This is a genomic window from Microbacterium sp. E-13, from assembly GCF_049912955.1.
Taxonomy (GTDB): Bacteria; Actinomycetota; Actinomycetes; order Actinomycetales; family Microbacteriaceae; genus Microbacterium.
This window is the reverse complement of sequence record NZ_CP183973.1, coordinates 2679384-2698574: the sequence shown is the minus strand read 5'-3', so window position 1 is coordinate 2698574 and position 19191 is coordinate 2679384. Positions and strand designations below refer to the sequence as shown.

22 protein-coding genes are annotated in these 19191 nt (G+C 65.9%); 9 read left to right on the top strand and 13 right to left on the bottom strand.

Annotation, left to right across the window (positions count from 1 at the left end):
- Positions 1 to 2 precede the first annotated feature (2 nt).
- From nrdI to nrdF, 3 genes are read left to right on the top strand one after another with little or no spacing between them, the layout of a single operon-like run.
- Positions 3 to 446: a class Ib ribonucleoside-diphosphate reductase assembly flavoprotein NrdI gene (gene nrdI, locus ACN9MP_RS12420; protein WP_426320604.1), complete on the top strand. Its 444-nt coding sequence runs from the start codon at positions 3 to 5 to the stop codon at positions 444 to 446.
- On the top strand, positions 431 to 2584 hold the full coding sequence (gene nrdE / locus ACN9MP_RS12415; RefSeq protein ID WP_426320602.1) for a class 1b ribonucleoside-diphosphate reductase subunit alpha: 2154 nt from the start codon (positions 431 to 433) through the stop codon (positions 2582 to 2584). Before nrdI ends, nrdE begins: the two co-directional genes overlap by 16 nt.
- Positions 2585 to 2643: 59 nt before the next feature.
- Complete coding sequence (nrdF, locus tag ACN9MP_RS12410; protein ID WP_426320600.1) at positions 2644 to 3618, top strand: class 1b ribonucleoside-diphosphate reductase subunit beta; 975 nt, start codon at positions 2644 to 2646, stop codon at positions 3616 to 3618.
- A 400-nt stretch (positions 3619 to 4018) separates the two neighbouring features.
- Here the strand turns inward: nrdF and ACN9MP_RS12405 are convergent, their stop codons facing one another.
- Positions 4019 to 4462 carry a MarR family winged helix-turn-helix transcriptional regulator gene (locus ACN9MP_RS12405; protein WP_426320598.1) on the bottom strand — a complete coding sequence of 148 codons (444 nt, stop codon included), beginning with the start codon at positions 4460 to 4462 and terminating at the stop codon, positions 4019 to 4021.
- A 74-nt stretch (positions 4463 to 4536) separates the two neighbouring features.
- Here ACN9MP_RS12405 and ACN9MP_RS12400 point away from each other — a divergent pair, with 74 nt between their 5' ends.
- Positions 4537 to 5232: a DUF998 domain-containing protein gene (locus ACN9MP_RS12400; RefSeq protein ID WP_426320596.1), complete on the top strand. Its 696-nt coding sequence runs from the start codon at positions 4537 to 4539 to the stop codon at positions 5230 to 5232.
- Between the two features lie 133 nt (positions 5233 to 5365).
- On the opposite strand, the gene ACN9MP_RS12395 is transcribed toward ACN9MP_RS12400, so the two are convergent.
- Genes ACN9MP_RS12395 through ACN9MP_RS12385 form a run of 3 tightly spaced genes read right to left on the bottom strand, consistent with a single transcriptional unit; the run spans position 5366 to position 6504 of the window.
- Positions 5366 to 5656, bottom strand: coding sequence for a DUF4287 domain-containing protein (locus ACN9MP_RS12395; RefSeq protein ID WP_426320594.1), 291 nt, complete (start codon positions 5654 to 5656; stop codon positions 5366 to 5368).
- 10 nt (positions 5657 to 5666) lie between these two features.
- Positions 5667 to 6137: an SRPBCC family protein gene (locus ACN9MP_RS12390; protein ID WP_426320593.1), complete on the bottom strand. Its 471-nt coding sequence runs from the start codon at positions 6135 to 6137 to the stop codon at positions 5667 to 5669.
- Positions 6130 to 6504, bottom strand: a complete 375-nt coding sequence (locus tag ACN9MP_RS12385; RefSeq protein WP_426320591.1) for an ArsR/SmtB family transcription factor — start codon at positions 6502 to 6504, stop codon at positions 6130 to 6132. The genes ACN9MP_RS12390 and ACN9MP_RS12385 overlap by 8 nt, the downstream gene beginning before the upstream one ends.
- Before the next feature lie 455 nt (positions 6505 to 6959).
- On the opposite strand from ACN9MP_RS12385, the gene ACN9MP_RS12380 reads away from it, so the two are divergent.
- The 4 genes from ACN9MP_RS12380 to ACN9MP_RS12365 are packed head-to-tail and all read left to right on the top strand — an operon-like array spanning position 6960 to position 9859.
- On the top strand, positions 6960 to 7670 hold the full coding sequence (locus ACN9MP_RS12380) for a DUF998 domain-containing protein (RefSeq protein WP_426320590.1): 711 nt from the start codon (positions 6960 to 6962) through the stop codon (positions 7668 to 7670).
- Complete coding sequence (locus tag ACN9MP_RS12375; RefSeq protein ID WP_426320589.1) at positions 7645 to 8607, top strand: alpha/beta fold hydrolase; 963 nt, start codon at positions 7645 to 7647, stop codon at positions 8605 to 8607. The genes ACN9MP_RS12380 and ACN9MP_RS12375 overlap by 26 nt, the downstream gene beginning before the upstream one ends.
- Positions 8607 to 9152, top strand: coding sequence for a dihydrofolate reductase family protein (locus tag ACN9MP_RS12370; protein WP_426320588.1), 546 nt, complete (start codon positions 8607 to 8609; stop codon positions 9150 to 9152). Before ACN9MP_RS12375 ends, ACN9MP_RS12370 begins: the two co-directional genes overlap by 1 nt.
- A 26-nt stretch (positions 9153 to 9178) precedes the next feature.
- A complete protein-coding gene (locus ACN9MP_RS12365) occupies positions 9179 to 9859 on the top strand; it encodes a DUF998 domain-containing protein (RefSeq protein ID WP_426320587.1) in 681 nt (226 codons plus the stop codon).
- A 174-nt stretch (positions 9860 to 10033) separates the two neighbouring features.
- Here ACN9MP_RS12365 and ACN9MP_RS12360 read toward each other — a convergent pair whose 3' ends face one another.
- Positions 10034 to 10504 (bottom strand): MarR family transcriptional regulator, encoded by a 471-nt coding sequence (locus ACN9MP_RS12360; protein WP_426320586.1) that lies wholly within the window; start codon positions 10502 to 10504, stop codon positions 10034 to 10036.
- Positions 10505 to 10600: 96 nt separating this feature from the next.
- On the opposite strand from ACN9MP_RS12360, the gene ACN9MP_RS12355 reads away from it, so the two are divergent.
- On the top strand, positions 10601 to 11344 hold the full coding sequence (locus tag ACN9MP_RS12355) for an NAD(P)-dependent oxidoreductase (protein ID WP_426320584.1): 744 nt from the start codon (positions 10601 to 10603) through the stop codon (positions 11342 to 11344).
- 324 nt (positions 11345 to 11668) lie between these two features.
- Here ACN9MP_RS12355 and ACN9MP_RS12350 read toward each other — a convergent pair whose 3' ends face one another.
- The 8 genes from ACN9MP_RS12350 to ACN9MP_RS12315 all read right to left on the bottom strand — a co-directional run bounded on the left by ACN9MP_RS12350 (position 11669) and on the right by ACN9MP_RS12315 (position 19136).
- Positions 11669 to 12094 (bottom strand): VOC family protein, encoded by a 426-nt coding sequence (locus tag ACN9MP_RS12350; RefSeq protein ID WP_426320582.1) that lies wholly within the window; start codon positions 12092 to 12094, stop codon positions 11669 to 11671.
- A gap of 235 nt (positions 12095 to 12329) precedes the next feature.
- A complete protein-coding gene (locus ACN9MP_RS12345; RefSeq protein WP_426320580.1) occupies positions 12330 to 12575 on the bottom strand; it encodes a glutaredoxin family protein in 246 nt (81 codons plus the stop codon).
- 17 nt (positions 12576 to 12592) lie between these two features.
- Positions 12593 to 14254, bottom strand: a complete 1662-nt coding sequence (locus tag ACN9MP_RS12340; RefSeq protein ID WP_426320578.1) for a dipeptide ABC transporter ATP-binding protein — start codon at positions 14252 to 14254, stop codon at positions 12593 to 12595.
- Positions 14251 to 15144, bottom strand: coding sequence for an ABC transporter permease (locus tag ACN9MP_RS12335; protein ID WP_426320576.1), 894 nt, complete (start codon positions 15142 to 15144; stop codon positions 14251 to 14253). Before ACN9MP_RS12335 ends, ACN9MP_RS12340 begins: the two co-directional genes overlap by 4 nt.
- Positions 15141 to 16079 (bottom strand): ABC transporter permease, encoded by a 939-nt coding sequence (locus ACN9MP_RS12330; protein ID WP_426320574.1) that lies wholly within the window; start codon positions 16077 to 16079, stop codon positions 15141 to 15143. Before ACN9MP_RS12330 ends, ACN9MP_RS12335 begins: the two co-directional genes overlap by 4 nt.
- Before the next feature lie 69 nt (positions 16080 to 16148).
- On the bottom strand, positions 16149 to 17828 hold the full coding sequence (locus ACN9MP_RS12325) for a TIGR04028 family ABC transporter substrate-binding protein (protein ID WP_426320572.1): 1680 nt from the start codon (positions 17826 to 17828) through the stop codon (positions 16149 to 16151).
- Between the two features lie 70 nt (positions 17829 to 17898).
- Positions 17899 to 18537: an alkylhydroperoxidase domain protein gene (locus ACN9MP_RS12320; protein WP_426320571.1), complete on the bottom strand. Its 639-nt coding sequence runs from the start codon at positions 18535 to 18537 to the stop codon at positions 17899 to 17901.
- Positions 18534 to 19136, bottom strand: coding sequence for a CMD domain protein (locus tag ACN9MP_RS12315; protein ID WP_426320569.1), 603 nt, complete (start codon positions 19134 to 19136; stop codon positions 18534 to 18536). The genes ACN9MP_RS12320 and ACN9MP_RS12315 overlap by 4 nt, the downstream gene beginning before the upstream one ends.
- Positions 19137 to 19191: the final 55 nt, after the last annotated feature.

Here is a 19191-nt window from a genome sequence, read left to right as displayed (position 1 = left end):
CGATGTCTGTCGTGACGCAGCGCGTCGCGACGGACGCGCCCCTGCTGGTCTACTTCTCGAGCGCGTCGGGCAACACCGCGCGTTTCATCGAGAAGCTCGGCGCGCGAGCAGTCCGGATCCCTCTCCACTCGACGGATCCGGCGCTCGTGGTCGACGAGCCCTACGTCCTCGTGACACCCACCTATGGCGGAGGCCAGGGCAAGGGCGTCGAGAAGGGCGCCGTTCCCAAGCAGGTCATCCGGTTCCTCAACGACGAGCACAACCGCAGCCTCATCCGCGGAGTCATCTCCGCGGGGAACACCAACTTCGGCGAGCATTTCTGCGTCGCCGGCGACATCATCAGCCGCAAGTGCCACGTGCCGCACTTGTACCGGCTCGAAGTATTCGGCACGCCAGAAGATGTGGAGCGCGTGAGCGCGGGATTGGAACGATGGTGGGAACTCTGACGCAGACGGACTTCAAGACCCAGGCACGGTTCGAGGGCATGGACTACCACGCCCTCAACGCGATGCTCAACCTGTACGACGCCGACGGCAAGATCCAGTTCGACGCCGACAAGCGCGCGGCGCGGGAGTACTTCCTGCAGCACGTGAACCAGAACACGGTGTTCTTCCACTCCCTGAAGGAGCGCCTCGACTACCTCGTCGAGAAGGAGTACTACGAGGGCGCGGTGCTCGAGAAGTACTCGTTCGAGTACATCCAGAAGCTGAACGACCTCGCGTACTCGAAGAAGTTCCGCTTCGAGACGTTCCTCGGCGCGTTCAAGTACTACACCAGCTACACGCTGAAGACCTTCGACGGCAAGCGGTACCTCGAGCGCTTCGAGGATCGCGTCGTCATGACCGCGCTCGCACTCGCCGATGGCGACGAGAAGCTGGCGACGGCGCTCGTCGAGGAGATCATCTCCGGCCGCTTCCAGCCCGCCACACCCACCTTCCTCAACGCCGGCAAGGCGCAGCGCGGCGAACTCGTCTCCTGCTTCCTGCTGCGTATCGAAGACAACATGGAGTCGATCTCGCGCGGCATCAACTCCTCGCTGCAGCTGTCGAAGCGTGGCGGCGGTGTCGCTCTCCTGCTGTCGAACATCCGTGAGTCGGGCGCTCCGATCAAGCAGATCGAGAACCAGTCGAGCGGCATCATCCCCGTGATGAAGCTCCTCGAAGACTCCTTCTCGTACGCCAACCAGCTCGGCGCGCGCCAGGGCGCCGGCGCGGTGTACCTCAACGCCCACCACCCCGACATCATGCGGTTCCTCGACACCAAGCGCGAGAACGCCGATGAGAAGATCCGCATCAAGACGCTCTCGCTGGGCGTCGTGGTTCCCGACATCACCTTCGAGCTCGCCAAGAACGGCGAAGACATGTACCTCTTCTCGCCGTACGACGTCGAGCGCGTCTACGGCGTGCCGTTCGGTGACATCTCGGTGACCGAGAAGTACCGCGAGATGGTCGACGACCCGCGCATCAAGAAGACGAAGATCAATGCGCGCGAGTTCTTCCAGACCCTCGCCGAGATCCAGTTCGAGTCGGGCTACCCGTACATCATGTTCGAAGACACGGTGAACAAGGCCAACCCGATCAAGGGCCGGATCAACATGTCCAACCTGTGCTCCGAGATCCTGCAGGTCAACACGCCGACGACGTTCAACGAGGACCTCTCGTACGCCCAGATCGGCAAGGACATCTCGTGCAACCTCGGCTCGCTCAACATCGCCCTGGCGATGGACGGCGGTGACCTGGCGCAGACGGTGGAGACCAGCATCCGTGCCCTCACCGCCGTCAGCGACCAGAGTCACATCCGCTCGGTGCGCTCCATCGAGGACGGCAACGACCGCTCTCACGCGATCGGGCTGGGTCAGATGAACCTGCACGGCTACCTCGCCCGCGAGCACGTCTTCTACGGCTCGGACGAAGGCGTCGACTTCACGAACATCTACTTCTATTCGGTGCTGTTCCACGCTCTGCGCGCGTCGAACCGGATCGCCATCGAGCGCGGCGAGGTCTTCGACGGCTTCTGGGACTCGAAGTACGCGTCGGGGGAGTTCTTCGACAAGTACATCGAGCAGGAGTGGGCACCGGCGACCGAGAAGGTCAAGGAGATGTTCGCCGGCCATCACATCCCCACCCAGGACGACTGGCGCGAGCTCAAGGCCTCGATCCAGCAGCACGGCATCTACAACCAGAACCTGCAGGCGGTGCCCCCGACCGGGTCGATCTCGTACATCAACAACTCGACCAGCTCGATCCACCCGATCGCGGCGAAGATCGAGATCCGCAAGGAAGGCAAGCTCGGTCGCGTCTACTACCCGGCGGCGTTCATGACGAACGACAACCTGGAGTACTACCAGGACGCCTACGAGATCGGCTACGAGAAGGTCATCGACACGTACGCCGCGGCCACGCAGCACGTCGACCAGGGTCTTTCGCTCACGCTGTTCTTCAAGGACACCGCGACGACACGCGACATCAACAAGGCGCAGATCTACGCCTGGCGCAAGGGCATCAAGACGATCTACTACATCCGCCTCCGCCAGATGGCGCTGGAGGGCACGGACATGAGCGAGTGCGTCAGCTGCACGCTCTGACAACCGGCCGCTGAGCGAGCCTGCGAGACGAAACGTTTTCGGAGAAGAAGAAGGAAGAGATGAGCGAGAAGCTCCAGCTCCTGGATCACGTCCAGGCGATCAACTGGAATCGCATCCAGGACGACAAGGACCTCGAGGTGTGGAACCGCCTCGTGAACAACTTCTGGCTGCCCGAGAAGGTGCCGCTGTCGAACGACATCCAGTCGTGGAACACGCTGACCCCCGACGAGCAGACCCTCACCATGAGGGTGTTCACGGGGCTCACGCTCCTCGACACGATCCAGGGAACGGTGGGCGCTGTGTCGCTCATCCCCGACGCGATCACTCCGCACGAGGAGGCCGTCTACACGAACATAGCGTTCATGGAGTCGGTGCACGCCAAGTCGTACTCGTCGATCTTCTCGACGCTGTGCTCGACGAAGGAGATCGACGAGGCGTTCCGCTGGTCGGTTGAGAACCCGAACCTTCAGAAGAAGGCTCAGATCGTCATGGAGTACTACCGCGGCGACGAGCCCCTGAAGCGCAAGGTCGCCTCGACGTTGCTGGAGTCGTTCCTGTTCTACTCGGGCTTCTACCTGCCGATGCACTGGTCGAGCCGGGCCAAGCTGACCAACACGGCCGACCTCATCCGCCTGATCATCCGCGACGAGGCCGTTCACGGCTACTACATCGGGTACAAGTTCCAGCGCGGACTCGAGCAGGTCGACCAGGCCAAGCGCGACGAGATCAAGGACTACACCTTCTCGCTCCTCTACGAGCTCTACGACAACGAGGTGCAGTACACCCAGGACCTCTACGACGGCGTCGGTCTCACCGAAGACGTCAAGAAGTTCCTGCACTACAACGCCAACAAGGCTCTCATGAACCTGGGCTACGAGGCGATGTTCCCCTCCACCGTCACGAACGTGAACCCGGCGATCCTGTCGGCTCTCTCGCCGAACGCCGACGAGAACCACGACTTCTTCTCGGGGTCGGGCTCGTCGTACGTCATCGGCAAGGCCGAGGCCACCGAAGACGAGGACTGGGACTTCTAGAAGTTCCAGAACCCACTTCGCCCGTACAGGGCGGCTGAGAGGCCCGGACCCGCAGGATTCTGCGGGTCCGGGCCTCTTTCGTGCCTTCTCTCGACAGACAGAGGAGGACTCAGATGGACAACGATGGCCGTTCGGTCGGGCATGCGGGGGGCACGCGCGCACCTCTCATGTGGGTCAAGCCATCTTCGCCAGGTGGATTTGGGCTGGAGATGATCGTGACCTCGTGCCCCACCGTGCCCGACTGAGGAAGCTCCCATCCGGGCGGTGGCAGGCTCGCTACCCCGCGCCGGACGGCGAGATGTACACCGCTCGCACGGACGACGACAAGCCGCTGACCTTCCCCAGCAAGACGGATGCGCGGGGTCGGTGTGTCCCGCCAGGTCGCGAGGGACGCCGACGTTCAAACTGCTTCGCGACCGGCGCTCTCGTACGCTGTAGCAGCGGTCTGCAGATAGGTCACCAACCCCTCGAGCTGGTGCGGATCAAGGCTGGCGATCGTCTCACCGATCGGACCTCTCACGCGGTCCAACTGCTCCTGTAGCGCCGACTCCATCTTTCCCGTGTGCTCCACGATGACGCGGCGCCGATCCTCCGTGTCATAGACCCGCCGGGCGTAGCCCGCGTCGACCATGCGGTCGATCAGGCGCGTCGTCGCTCCGCTCGTCAGCCCGAGGGCTGCGCCGAGCTCGCCGGCCGACATGGAGCGTTGAAGCGCGAGCAGGTTGCTGGCCTGGTAGTCCGTCATCCCGATGCCTGCGATGCTCGCCGCGCGTTGGTGGAACAGCACCACAGAGGTGAGGTAGCGGCGGTAGAGAGCTGTCATCTCCTGCGGTGTCACGGCCATGCATCATCTTCCCACAGATGGTATCTGCTTCTGTGCAGATAATGCGTCTATGCAGAGATATTGGAGGATTGCAAATGAGCGTTACGCAGGAAGACCGGGCCGTCGTGACAACCTGGGCCCGAAGAGGGCTGGTCGTCGGGGTGGCCGTGGCCCCCGTATTCATCGTCACCGATCTCGTCGACGGGTTGGTGCGGCCCGGCTACTCGGTTCTGCGGCATTGGGTCAGCCATCGCGCGTTGGGCGAGTACGGGTGGATCGGCATAGTGACGATTGCCGTCAGCGCACTCATGCTGCTCGCCTGCGCGATCGCCCTCTTCGCTGTCCGGCGGCGCGCGAACGCGAAGACCGCGTACCCGCTGACCGTCTGCATCGCCGCGATCGGGCTGCTCACGGCGGCACTGTTCCCGATGGACCCCTCGCTCGGCTTCCCGCCTGGCACCGAGCTCACCCCGACCACTCAGTCGGTGAGCGGAGCGATCCATAACGTCGCCGGCCCGGTGTTCATCCTTGGGATGGCTGTCGCCGCGTTCCTGAGCGGCCGGTACGTTCGGCGGGTGAGCCACGGGGCTGTCGCGGTTGGTCTCGGCTGGGTCGCTGGTGTCGCGATCGTGATTTCCTTCGTCCTCACGTCCGTGTTGGTCAGCCTCGACTTCGCCGGCGTGCTCCCGGGCGCGTGGAGTGGGTTGTTCGAGCGGATTGCGATCTATATCGGCCTGATCTGGAGCGCCCTCATCTGCTCCCGGCTTCTCGCCTGGACCGCTGTTCGCTAACCTCCGACCGGATCTCCCCACCACCTGCGGGCCCTCCTGGGGCGCTGGCGCCACGCGGCGTCAGCGCCCCTGGATCGGCCGACTCGAGGATGATCCCCTCGCGGCGCTCTGCTGCGCACGTCCGGCTGGTCGGCTACCGCGGCTTCGTGGCGATGCCGTCGAGCCACAGCATGTCGGATTCGTCGCGATGGGTTCCACTTGTGCCGACGTGCTTGGCGTCGATTCGAGGCCCGTTCTTGATCACGTGGATGAGCGCCATTCCGTGTCCGCGCCCGAGGTCGTAGTCGGTCTTCAGCCATTCGAGGATGGTTCCCGCTTTCACGTCTGGGCGGTCGTATCCCTTCGCTGTGGCGAGCTCGATCAGCTGCCGGGGGGTGAGGCCTGTCTTCTTCTCGATCGTGTCGAGGTATGCCTGAAACGACATTCATGTCTCCTTAGTTGTGGGGAAGAGCGAGTTCCAACTTCGTGAAGGACTCCAACCATCCTTCGCGGGTAAGGCGACGGAAATCAGGATCCTCGAGGGGACCTTGATGGAGGGTCATGCGCGTTACCTCCCCGTGGTCGTGGAGCCGAACGCGCAGGACGACCTCTTCGTGCTGGCCGCTGGTGCTGCGGGTACCGACGATCATCTCGAGGTACTCGGGCGGGATGACCAGTCGGATGTGGGCGGACATCGGAAATACTTCGTCGGATCCGTCGGCGTGCATCTCTATCCGCCACACGCCTCCCGGTACTAGTTCTGACGTGATGCCTGACGCGGGTGAGTGGAATCCTGTCGGGCCGAACCACTCGGCCAGCCGGTCAGGGTCGGTCCAGAACATCCAGACGATGTCACGGGGAGCGTGGAATGTCCGTGTGATGTAGACATCTCGGTCGGTGACGATCGCCTCAGGGATGTCAGTCATCGTTGCGCCCCTCTTTGTCGGTCGAGTCCCGGTCTTGCGGGGATTGCTCCTTCTGGTAGACAGCGAGGGCCAAGTCCAGGTTGTCGAACACTCGCGTCCACAGGCGTCGGTACCGCTCGATGTACATTGACGCCTCCCGAAGCGGCTCTGGCTCGAGGTGGCTGAATCGCGCCGTCGCCACCCTTGTCCGGGAGATCAATCCGGCGCCCTCGAGCACCTTCAGATGCTTGGACACGGCCGGTTGACTCATCTCAAAGGGACCCGCGAGCTCAGACACACTCGCGTCGCCTTGTTCGAGTCGCTCAAGCAATGCGCGCCGAGTCGGGTCGGCAAGTGCGTTGAAGATGAGACTGAGCTGATCCGGCATCCCAAACCTCCAAGTTATGAATGAGATGCGGTGCAGGCTAACACGCTCGGATCATCGACCTGGCGCGCACCGAGCGCAAACTCGACGATGAGAGTGGTGACGGTGGGGTGCTCGAGGATGCGCACATGCCCGACGCCCTCGGTCACGAAGACGGTGGACTGCGCCGCGCGAGCGACCACGGCCGATTCAGTGACGGGAATCGAACGGTCCAGGCGATCATGTATCACCAGCTGTGGGATCCGTGCCGCCGGCGCAGAATCCAGCGAGAGCTTCCCCCAGAATGCGCCTGAACCGAAGATGCGCCGTTCGATCCGGTGACGGAGCCGTTCGACACTCTGCCCACGGAGGGCGATCCCGCGCGGTGGGGCATCTGCAGCATTTCCAACCCGGGTGCTTGACGTCCTCGACCTCATAATCTATAACTTAGAACCAATCGGTTTTGAAATCAAGTGGTTATGAAAGGATTGAGCATGTCGTATCACCCCAACGTGGCTCGCAACATCCCCGCTTCGGCCGATCGGATTCCCCCGCCGCGCGGGGACGCGAGAGCCCGCGACGCGCTTCCCGTCGGAGCGATGGGAGGGCCTCTGTTCGTGACGCTGGTGGTCGTTCAGATGGCCGTGGTGCCGTGGTTCGACATCACGCGACAGCCGCTCAGCGTGCTGAGCGTCGGCGAGACCTCCTGGCTCCAGAAAGCCGCGTTCGTGCTCGGCGGTCTGCTGATCGTCATTGGCGCCCGGGGCCTACGCTGGGCGTTAGGGGGCACGCCTGGAGGAGGTGCGGGCGTGGCACTCGTCGGCGTATTCGGCGTGGGCTTGCTTGCGTCGGGGGTCTTCGACGTCGACCCGGGTGACGGAGCCCCGCCTGGCTCTCCCGTGCTGGAAGCCGCCGACTACTCCTGGCACATGTACGCGCACAACATGTCATCGATGGTCGCGTTCATCTGCCTGTCGATTGCGTGCTTCGTGTTCGTGCGACGATTCGCGCGCCTCAGGCAGCGGGGATGGGTGATCTGTTCCCTGTTCGTCGGGATCTCCACACCCGTCTTGTTCTTCCTCCCCCTCGGCCAGCCCAGCCTGCGTTTGGCGATCGCCACCGTCTTCATGCTGACGTGGACGACGGCATTGTTCCTGTCGATCCGTGCAGCGTCTCGACCCACCATTTGAAGGGAATGACGTGTTCACAGCGACATCTACCGACGGCACAACCATCGCCTTCGACCGGCTCGGCCGTGGGCACCCGCTCGTCATCGTGGGCGGAGCGTTCAGCTACCGCTCGTTCCCCCTCCAGCAGGAGCTGGCTCAACGGCTGTCCGATACCTTCGACGTGATCTCCTACGACCGTCGCGGGCGTGGCGACAGTGGCGACGCCAGACCGTACTCCGTCGCTGCGGAAGTCGATGACCTGGCCGCTGTGATCGAAGCGGTCGGCGGATCCGCCTACGTCTGGGGCATCTCATCGGGGGGCGCCCTCGCTATTGAGGCTGCCGCCCGCGGAGTACCGATCGACAGACTCGCCGTGTACGACCCTCCCTTCGTCGTCACACCCGATCACGGCGTCCCCCCGCAGGATCTGCTCCAACGCGTGCAGACCGCACTGGACGCCGATGACCCGGATCGTGCTGTGCGCATCTTCATGACCGACGGCATGGGAGCACCCAGCCTCGTTGTAGGCATGCTGGGCGCCCCTTTCCAGACCGTCGCAGCCATCCTGCTCGCGGTTCGTCCCGGCGATGTTGACGGTACCAACGCCCGCCTCTTTCGCTCTGACGTTCCCGCCCGCATCTCGGGCGGCCCGCAAACATTCACACTCACCTCCACACGTGACCGGGGAACCATCACGGTGACGCCGCGCTCGATCCAGTACACCGGCGGCTGGTGGTATTGCGCGAGGTATCACCTGACCCGAGCGGGTCGAGGAACCAGGGTGTCGCTGACGATCACAGACGTGTCGGCAAGCCCGCGATGGACGGTGTGGATCGCAAATCGGGGCTTCGCCGGGTTCGCCTCTCGGTCGACCATAACTTTCCGCGGCGCGATGTCCGACGTCGCCCACGTCCTTGACTGTCCTCTCACATTTCCAACCACTGAAACGAGACGATGATGCGAAAAGTAGTCCTTGCGATGCAGGTATCGCTCGACGGGTTCGTCGCGACCGAAGACGGCGACCTCGCCTGGGTGTTCGACGACTTCAGCGGCGAGTTGATGGACTCCACTGTTGAAGAACTGGGCGGCCTCGACACAGTGCTCATGGGGCGCCACAACTTCCTCGAGCAACGGGAGGCATGGGCGACGCGCGGCGGACCCATCGCCGAAATCATGCACGGCGTCGAGAAGGTCGTTTTCTCCCACAGCCTCTCCGAGCCACTCGGCTGGCAGAATTCCCGGCTAGCTACCGCCACCCCCGCCGAGGAGATCGCCAGGCTCAAGCAAGCACCCGGTGGATCCATCGGGATCGCCGGCGGCGCGACGTTCGCACGCCACGTCATCGACAACGACCTGGTCGACGAGTACCGCCTCACCGTCCACCCCGTCATCCTGGGCCGCGGCATGTCCATCTTCACCAAGCGCGTCCCTCTCTCGGTGATCAGCACCCAGCAGTTTCCGCACGATGTCACCGTGCGGCGATTCAGCCGAATCGCCGCATGAGCGTGGACTCAAAGAAGGGAAGAACAATGAGCACGACCACCACCGGTTTCGACAAGCAAGCCGCTATCACCCGCAGCCTCCTCGGCTGGGGCGTGGTGGCCGGCCCGTTCTACATCGTCGTCGGCCTCATCCTCGCTCTGACGCGACCGGGCTTCGATGTGAGCAGGCACGCGCTGTCGCTGCTCACCCTCGGCGAATACGGCTGGATGCAGCGAGCCAACCTCATCCTGTCTGGCCTCATGGTGATCGCCGCCGCGTTCGGCATCCTCCGCGCGATCCGCAACGGGCGCGGCCTTGCGACAGGCGTTCTCGTAGCCATCTATGGCGCGGGCATGGTGCTTGGCGGTGTGTTCGTACCCGACCCGGTGGCCGGTTTTCCCCCGGGTTCTTCGCCTGAGGCGAGCGTCAGCGGCATCCTGCACCTCGTTTTCGCCGGCCTGGGAATTCTGTCGCTCGGTTCCGCAACGTTCGCCTTCGCCGGATGGGCGCGATCTCAGTCTTTCACCACCGCATCACGCTTGTCGATCGCCGCGGGTCTGGTCGTGATCGTCGGCTTCATCGCCGGAGGAGCACTCTCCCAGCTGCCACTGGGGATCGCGCTCATCTGGTGCGCAGTCATCGCGGGGTCGACATGGCTGGCCTTCGCCTCCGCTCTCATCTATCGCTGGACGCCGTCTCCCGTGCCGACCTCGACGTCGTCCCACTAATCGCATGGGGCCGGCGTGGTGAATCGGGTGTCGACTGCAGAAGGATCGGCCGAGCGATTGACTGCTCGGTGAGCCGGTACGCCAGATGGAGCTTTCCCGACCGGGCAGCTCAACGAGAACGTCCCCTTCCCGGAGTCGTCCAGAACGCGGCCGATTCAAGGATTGGTTCTTGCGTTAGTCGGCGCCGACGAATTCTGCGACGGCTCGGCGCGCGGCGGCTGCCGTGCGCGCGAGGAACCCAGCGATGATCTTGAGCTCGTCGGGGGAGTATTCCGCGAGTGCGGCGTCCATCTGCGCGTTCATTCCGTCGTAATGGCGGAAGACTGCGCCGATCGCGTCGGGTCGTGCCGAGATGAGCACCGCTCGCCGATCCTGGGCGTCCCGCTGACGCTGGATCCACCCGCCCTTCTCCAAGCGATCGATCACGCCCGTCATGGTCGCGGGGTGCACCCCGGCTTGTCGCGCCAACGCGCTTGGCGTTGTCGGGCCATTCTGCGCGAGATAGTCCAGACAGTCGAGGTCGATGTCCCGGAGCTCCACCTGCGTCGCCACGTGGTGGGTCAGCAGGGCGATCTGGTTGTTCACATCCCGGAACGTCCGCTTGAGGTCACCGACGAGTCGGCGACGCCCGCGGTCGCCGTTCACCCCGGAGGCTGACCTGCCATCGCCGTCGACTGATCTTCTCTGAGTCATATGTTATGGTTTCCGTACTATATGCTAATCGTTCCTAAGGAGAATCTAGTGAAGATCGTCGTGTTCGGGGCCAATGGTCCGACGGGTCGGCTTGTGGTGCGTGGCGCGTTGCAGCGTGGCCACACCGTCACCGCCGTGACCAGGTCGCCCGAGTCGTTTCCGTTCGCCCACCCGAGCCTTCACGTGCTCGGTGGCGACGTCTTGGAAGCAGCATCCGTCTCCCGTGCGATTGCGGGGCAGGATGCGGTGTTGTCCGCACTCGGCGTGCCCTACTCTCGTCAGGAGATCAGGACATATTCGATGGGCGCGCGAGCGATGATCGATGCGATGGTCGAGAGCGGTGTGTCCCGGCTCGTCTGCGTCAGTTCGAGCGCGGTGGATCCGTCTGCGGGTCCGCATGGCGGCTTCTTCTTCGAGCGGGTGTTGCAGCCGTTCGTCGCCGGCGTCCTGGGCAAGACGCTGTACGACGACATGAAGCGCATGGAAGCGATGGTGGCCGAGAGCACTGTCGACTGGACGGTGCTGCGGCCCTCCGGGCTGTTCGATACGGACGTCGTCAGTGATTACGTCGTGGCGGAGCACCATGTGCCGCTGAAGTTCACGGCTCGGATCGATCTGGCGGATGCCATGCTGCGGCAGCTGGACGACAACACCTTCCTCCGCACAGTGGCAGCCGTCGGCACGACCGCCGGTACGCCATCCGTCGCTCAGCTCATCATGCGGGAGGCGTTCAAACGCCCGCCCAGGAGCGGGGTGCCGGTTCCCCAGGCGTTGAGCCCAGAACGTGGATAACGCCCTTCAGTCGCTCAGGACCTAGAGAGACCGGACTCCCCGAGGGCTTACCCGCCGTCTGCTCGGCTATTGCTCGCAGCGCGTTGCGGCCCAGCTTTGGTCGACCCGGCTGTCGGGACCCACCCCGCCGAGCCCGGGTGCGCGGCGACTGCCAGCTCGGTCGCCGTCTCAGCGGGCGTGCGTCGCCGGCGTCGACGAGCCGCTGACATTCCTCATCAAGACAGATGCCCGCACGCGGCTCGCCGGCATGCATACGACGATCGCGCGGGGGAGCGGACGCCGCCGTCAGGGTCAGCCGGGGGAGGCATCGTGTCGAGCGATTGACTACTCCGCGAGTTTGTACGCCACGTCGAGCTGATCCCCAGTGGGCAGCTCAACAAGAACGATCTCGTTCCCCGAGGCGTCCAGGACGTGCCCGAACTTTGCTTCGCCTTGAACGGTGAATGGCTTCACGACGCGGACATCCGAAGTCTCGAGCCGGGCAAGGAGAGATTCCAATTCTTCGACGTATATGACGAGCGTGGGCGCACCGCCTGTCTGCGACCCGATCCGTGCGCGCTCGGCATCGTTCGTCGGGACGAAGAGCCACAAGCCGGGATCGCGTTGGCCTTCGGGCCCGACGTGTACGGTACGCATGCCGGGAGCGAACTCTCCGTCGAAGAGAGTGCGAAAACCGAAAGCGCGGCGGTAGAAGTCACGCGACTCGTCGAGATCGCGAACGAGGATGGTCGTGCGTCCAATGGTCACCATCACGGCACGATAGCGGTCGCGGTTCCGGCAGTCGACGGCGGAGCCACCGGCGTCGCGGCATACCGCCATACGGTCGCGCGCTGGTCGCGATGATTAAGCCAGACGCGAGCGGCTGATCCTTCGCGAGCACGCTTGACCGTGGAGGCTAAGCCGAGTCACTCTCCACACAGGGCAGCTGACTCACGGGAACTGTCGTCGACGGAGCGCGACGGGGGTGGTGCCGAGACGTGATCGCCTACCGAGCAATTGCGGCCGCGAGTTCGGGGTGCGAGGGCTCGACGAGGAAGCGGCCGTCCTGGAGGACGACCACCGGGATGCGCCGGCCCCCGGAGATCCGTTCCGCGAGCTCGGCAGCCTCGGGGTTCTCCTCGATGTCGATGTCATCGAACGCCACCCCCGCGCGGGTCAGCTGCTGACGGGTGCGGGTGCAGTCGCTGCACCAGGTGGTGCCGTACATGGTGATGGGTGGGACGGTCGACATGATTTCCTCTCTCACGGTCACGCGTGCGCGACCGTGCGGCCGGGGATCGCTTCGAGAAGCGCGATCGTGTAGGGGTCTTTGGGGTTCTCGAAGATGTCCTCGGCCACGCCCGACTCGACGAGCGCGCCGCGTCGCAGCACGGTCACGGTCTGGGCGACCTGTCGGACGACGGCGAGGTCGTGCGAGATGAACAGGTATGTGGTGCTGAACGCCTGCTGGATGTCGTTGAGGAGATCGAGGATGCCGGCTTGGACGGTGACGTCGAGCGCGGACACCGCCTCGTCGAGCACCATCACGGTGGGATCGAGTACGATCGCGCGGGCGATGGCGACTCGCTGACGCTGACCGCCCGACAGCTCGCGCGCGCGGCGGTCCGCGACGGTCGCCGGCAAGGCCACCAGGTCCAATGCGTCGCGGGCGCGCTGTGCCCGCTCGGACCGGGAGCCCAGCCCGTAGTTGCGCAGCGGCTCCTCGATGATCGAGTGGATCGACTGGCGCGGGTCGAGGCTGGAGAAGGGGTTCTGGTACACCATCTGCAGACGACGGCGCGCGTCGCGGAGAGCGGATCCGCGCAGCGACGACATGTCCACGCCGCCAACGCACACCTGTCCGCTCGTGGCTCGCTCGAAGCCCATGACCATGCGGGCGATCGTCGATTTGCCCGACCCGGACTCGCCGACCAGCGCATGGGTCATCCCGCGCCGCGCCGAGAAGCTGACATCGTCCACCGCGCGGAGCGGATCGCGGCGTCCCGGCACCGTGAACTCCTTGACCGCATGCTCCACCGAGATCACGGTGTCGGCGTGCCTCGGCTCGGCCATCATCAGACGGACGTCTTCGCTCGAGCGCACGGCGTCCGCGAGCGCGGGGGCATCGTCGACGAGCTGGCGGGTGTAAGCGGACGCGGGATGGGCGAGGACGCCGGCGGTAGGGCCCTGTTCCTGGACCGCGCCGCCCTTGAGAACCAGCACCTCGGACGTGCGGTCTGCGGCCACGGCCAGATCGTGGGTCACGAGCACCACCGCGGTTCCGTCCTCGCGACGCAGTTCGTCGATGAGGTCGAGGATCGTCTTCTGCACCGTCACGTCGAGTGCGCTCGTCGCCTCGTCGGCGACGATGAGCTCCGGGCGGAGTGCGATCGCGCTCGCGATGAGGACGCGCTGCTTCATGCCGCCGCTCAGCTGGTGGGGGTATTGGCGGGCGCGTACCTCCGGGTCGGGGATGTCCACGCGCTCGAGCAGTTCGATCACGCGGCGCCGGATGACCGGCGCATCGGCGGCGCGATGGATTCGCATCACCTCTGCGAGGCTGTCGCCGATCCGCTTGACCGGATTCAGCGAATAGTGCGGATCCTGAGGGATCAGCGCGACATGACGGCCGTGGAAGGCGCGCCATTGGCGCTGATCCCACAGGGTGACGTCCTGCCCGCCGAGCCGGATCGACCCCTCGATCACTCGGCCATTGGCAGCGAGAAGGCCGATGACGGCCTGAGCCGTGGTCGTCTTGCCCGATCCGGACTCGCCGACCAGAGCGAGCGTCTCGCCGCGCCCGAGGCTGAACGAGACATCGCGCACCGCGACGGTCTCCTCGCCCCGCACGCGGTAGGCGACGGCGAGGCCCTCGACCTCGACCGCCGGCGCGGCGTCGTTCCAGTGCAAGGTGGCCGGTCGTGAAGTCATCGGGAGCTCCTCTCCGAGATGGCGGACGAGAGACGGTGGGTCGCGAGCACGACGACCACCACGATCACGCCGGGAATCGTGGTCAGCCACCACGCCGTCGCCACGTAATCGCGGCCCTCGGCGATCATCAGCCCCCACTCGGGGGCGGGCGGCGGAGCCCCGTAGCCGAGGAAGCCCAGCGCGGAGATCGCGAGGATGGCCGTGCCGAACTGCAGCGCCGCCATGGCGAAGACGGGCGAGAGGGAGTTGGGGAGGATGTGCCGGAACAGCACGCCCGCGAACGTGCCGCCGCTGGCATGAGCCGCCTCCACGAAGTCGGCGGATCGGATGCGCAGCACCTCGCCGCGCACGAGCCGCGCGAAGGCCGCCACGCTAGTGATCGCCACGGCGAGGGCGATCTGGAAGAGACCGAAGCCCAGCAGGATGATGACGCTGAGAGAGAGCAGCAGCCCCGGGATGGACAGCAGCACGTCGACCAGGCGCATGAGGGTGCTGTCGAGCCAGCGCGGCCCCGCTCCGGCGAGAAGCCCGAGCAGCGTTCCCGCGACCATGCCGAGAGTGACGGCGCACAGCGCGCTGAAGAGGGTATAGGCGGCGCCGTGCACGACACGGGTGTACACGTCGCGCCCGGTCGCGTCGGTGCCGAAGACGTGCGCGGCGGACGGCGCCTGCAGCGCGTCGGCGAGGCTGCCCGCCGTGGGATCGCCGGGCGCGAACAGCGCGGGGGCGATCGCCCAGCTGACGGCGACGACGAGGGCGAGCAGCGCCACACTTAGCGTGATCATGCCGCGCGGGCGTGGCCGCCGGCGGGCCGAAGCGCGGCGGGTGCGGGTGCGCGTCTTCCCGGGTACGAGCGGAGACGCCGACTCCAGCAGCAGCTTCTGGGTCATGAGCGTGATCCTTTCCTGGACAGGCGCGGATCGAGCACCGGGTACGAGAGGTCGACAAGGAGGTTGATCACCACGAACACGGCGGCGGAGATCACCACGACGGCCTGCAGAACCGGAGTGTCTTGGGCGGCGACGGCTTGCTCGGTCACTCGGCCGATGCCGGCGCGGCCGAAGACGGTCTCGGTGATGACGGCGCCCCCGATCAGCTCGCCGAGCAGGAGCCCTGCCATGGTCAACGCCGGGAGAAGCGCGTTCCGGGGCACGTTGCGGGTGAGGATCCACCAGTGCGATGCACCCCGGGCACGCACCACCTCCATGAACGGCTGCGCCCGGACGTCGTCGATGGCGCGGATGAGCACCTGCGCGATGGGCGCTGAGATGGGAAGCGCGAGGGCGAGCACCGGGAGCACGAGGCCTTCCACCGGTCCGGGGTTGATGACGGAGACCCATCCGAGTCGGAACGAGAACACCTGTACGAGCACGATGCCCAGCCAGAACACGGGAATCGAGATGAACAGCGAAGGCAGAGATCGCAGCATCCGGCTCAGTCCTTCGAAGCCGGGGAGCTGCGTGAGAAGCGCGGGGACCACCGCGAGAAGCGCGGCGATGACGAAGGCGCTCGCGGCGAGCACGAGCGTGTTCGGCAGCGCCGTGGCGATGATCTCGCTGACCGGCGTTCCCGTCTGCACCGAGTAGCCGAAGTCCCCTCGGAGGTACCCGGCGAGCGTGTCGACGTACTGCTGCCACAGCGGCATATCGGCACCGAGCGCCTCCCGCAGCCGGGCGACCTCCTCTGGGCCGAGACCCGACTCGGGGTTCTCGAACCGCATCACCAAGGCGTCTCCGGGGAGCGCCTGCAGCAGGATGAACGACGCGGTGAACGCGAGCGCGAGCACGATCCCGGCCTGCCCCAGTCGTTGGGCGACGTATCTCATGAATGTCCTTCCGGGTGCTTCGGTCGCCGCGTGGGAGCGGGGCTTTCCCCCGCTCCCACGCGGCCGGGGTCAGTCGGTCAGCCAGAGCTGGGAGAACAGCGGGCGGGCGACCGCCTCGTAGTCCATGCCCTGCACGGAGCTCGCGATGCCGTAGGTCTGCGGCTCCTCGAAGAACGGGAGGACGTACGCGTTCTCGGCGAGATAGCTCTGGGCGGCCTGGCTTGCGGCCACCCGTGCCTCAGGATCGGGCTCGCTCGCGACGGCCTGCAGCAGTGCGTCGAGTTCGGGGTCGGCGATGGCGCCGTCCGACGGGTTGCGGTTGAGGAGGATGTTGCGGTTCGCCGAGAAGTACATGCTCTTGATCACGTCGAGGTCCGCACGGCCAACCATCGAGTGGGCGCCCTGCGTACGGCTCGCATCGAGAATCGCGACAGCGTAGTCACCGGCCGTGGCGCGCATGATGTTCATCTCGATCCCCACTTCCGCCAGCTGCTGCGCGACGGACGTGAGCAGATCGAAGGAACGAGGCTGTGCGACTGCCTCGGCGGTCGTGAACGACAGCCGCTCGCCGTCCTTCACGCGGATGCCGTCCGAGCCCTCGGTCCATCCGGCCTCTTCGAGCAGCTCGACCGCGTGCTCGGGGTCGTACGCGAAGTACTCCGAGGTGTCGAGGTAGCCGAGCGCCGTGCTGGACAGCACGGACGTCGCAAGCGGGTAGTTGTCGGTGAAAAGGCTGTCGATGACGCCCTCGCGATCGACGGCGGCGATGATCGCCTGGCGGACCAGGATGTCGTCGAGCGGACCCGCCATGAAACGGAGGTTCAGCGCGTTGTTGACGCCGTTCGTCTGCGGCGCGTCGACGGTGAACCCGCTCGAGCCCAGCACCTGGGCCTCGTCCTGGGGCTCGATCTTCCGCGCGATCTGTCCCTGGCCCGACAGCAGCGAGCCGACGCGAACGCTGTTCTCGGGGGTGATGGCGATCTGCACGGTGTCGACGTACGGGCGCCCCTGGTTCTCGAAGCTCGCGGGTGCCCAGGCGTAGTCCTCGCGTGCCTCGAGGGTGACGGCGGTGCCGAGCTCCTCGCCGGTGATGACGAAGGGGCCCGATCCGATGATCTCCTCGCCCGAGCCGGCGGCGAATCCCTCGAAGTCGCGGTCCAGCGTGTCGGACGAGAAGATTCCCGACGTGATGGTCGAGGTCGCCTGGAGGAATCCGGGCGCGGGAGCCGAGAAGTGGAAGGTCACGGTGTGGTCGTCGATCACCTCGCTGCTCTCGTAGTTGTTGACGGCCTCCGAGACGGGCAGCGCCCGCTCGGGGTCGCCGAGTCCGTAGAGGTCGAAGTTCTTCGCGACGACAGCCGCATCGAGGTCCGATCCGTCGGAGAAGGTGACGTCATCACGAAGCATGAACGTGTACTCGGTGGCGTCTTCGTTCACCTCCCAATCCGTGGCGAGCCACGGTTCGAACTCGAGAGTCTCGGGATCCTGCCACACGAGACGGTCGGCGATGTTGTTCACCAACGCGCCGTTGGGGTAGAAGCCCGCTGCGGGGGCGTACAGGCTCGTGTAGGCGTTCGGCTCGAGGTAGACCAGCGTGCCGCCGGCCTGCGGCCCAGTGGACGGGGTGCTGGCGCCGTCGGAGCCGCCGGCGCAGGCCGACAGCACGAGGCCGGCGGTCAGTACGGCCGCGGACGCGCCGAGGGCACGAGCCTTTCGGCGCAGTGACGGAGAGGTGGGGGGATGTGCCATGGAGTGCTCGCTTCCGGGAGGGTTCGGGTGGGGTGGGCGATGCGGGGGTGAGATGAAGGGAAGGCGTGGGTCAGGGGCGGCGGCGACGCGGGACGGTCGGTTCGCCGAGCGAGAGCATGAGACGGTTGGCCCAGTTGAAGAAGGCGGCTCCGGCGATGACGTCGGCGATGTCGACGTCGGTGAGTCCGAGCCCGCGGAGCCGCTCGACATGGCTGGTCGAGAACTCCGACGGCGTCACGGTGAGGGCGCGCGCCGCCTCGATGAGCGCATCCCAGCGCTCGTCGATCTTCGCGGCCGTGCCGTCGTCGAGCAGCGCCTGGACGTCGGACTCACGGCCCGACAGCCGGGTCGCGGCGCGGGCGTGCACGGACGCGCAGAACACGCAGCCGTTGACCCGTGACGCGGCTGCCGCCGACAGCTCGCGTTCCGCGACAGGAAGCCCGCCGTCGGGGTTCTGGAAGATGTCGAAGTCGGTCAGCGTCCGCGCCGCGAGGATCTCGGGCTCGCGCGCCAGCAGCGCGAAGTAGGGCATCTTCGCGCGCTGGGGCTCGACGACGCCTGCCCAGTGCCGTTCCCCGAACTCCTCGACCGGCAGGGGAGCCAGCCACGGGGTCCAGCCGAGACCCTCCTGGGTGAAGCGCTCCGGACCCTCGAGTCCGATCGGGAGGAGGACGTGCTCCTCATGCAGCTGGTCGAGGTCGGTGGTCATTTCGCCTCCATCGAGGAGCGCAGCACGGCGAGGCCGGTCGCGTAGCGGATCTGGAATGTGAGGAACGCGACCAGCTGCGAGGCGCACACGAGATCGGTCGTCGTCCACCCCTCGTCGAGCAGCCGCTGAAGTGCATCGGCGCTGGCCTCGCGCGGACGGAAGACGAGCAGATGCACGTGCTCGACGAGCGCGCTGAGCTCGTCCCCGATCACCGCGCGGGACGCTTCGGGGACGACGAAGTGCAGGCCCTCAGTCGACTCCGCCGCCAGCCCGCGCTCGCGGTAGACCCCGTAAGGACCCTCCGTGCGACCGGCTTCGGCGATGTCCCGGAGCGCGGCGATCATGTCGGCCGAGGGCTCGGCACGCGAGAACTCCGACTCGTAGTGCGCCGCCAGCGGGGTGTCGCCGTGCCACCGCGAGATGACGACGGCCAGAGCGAGGCGCTCGGCGACCGAGAGGCCATTGCCCACCGCGGGCGAGAAGATCGAGTCGTAGCTGCGCTGGGCGTTGTCGCGGGTGGCGGCGCGCGCCGAGCGCACCGCGTCGAGCGGATCGCCGGCGGTCACACCGAGTGCGTGATCGAGGACATCGAGGGACATCGGGAAGCTCCGTTCGGGCACGTCGCCATCGGGCGAGAGGGCTTCCGAGAGCGGG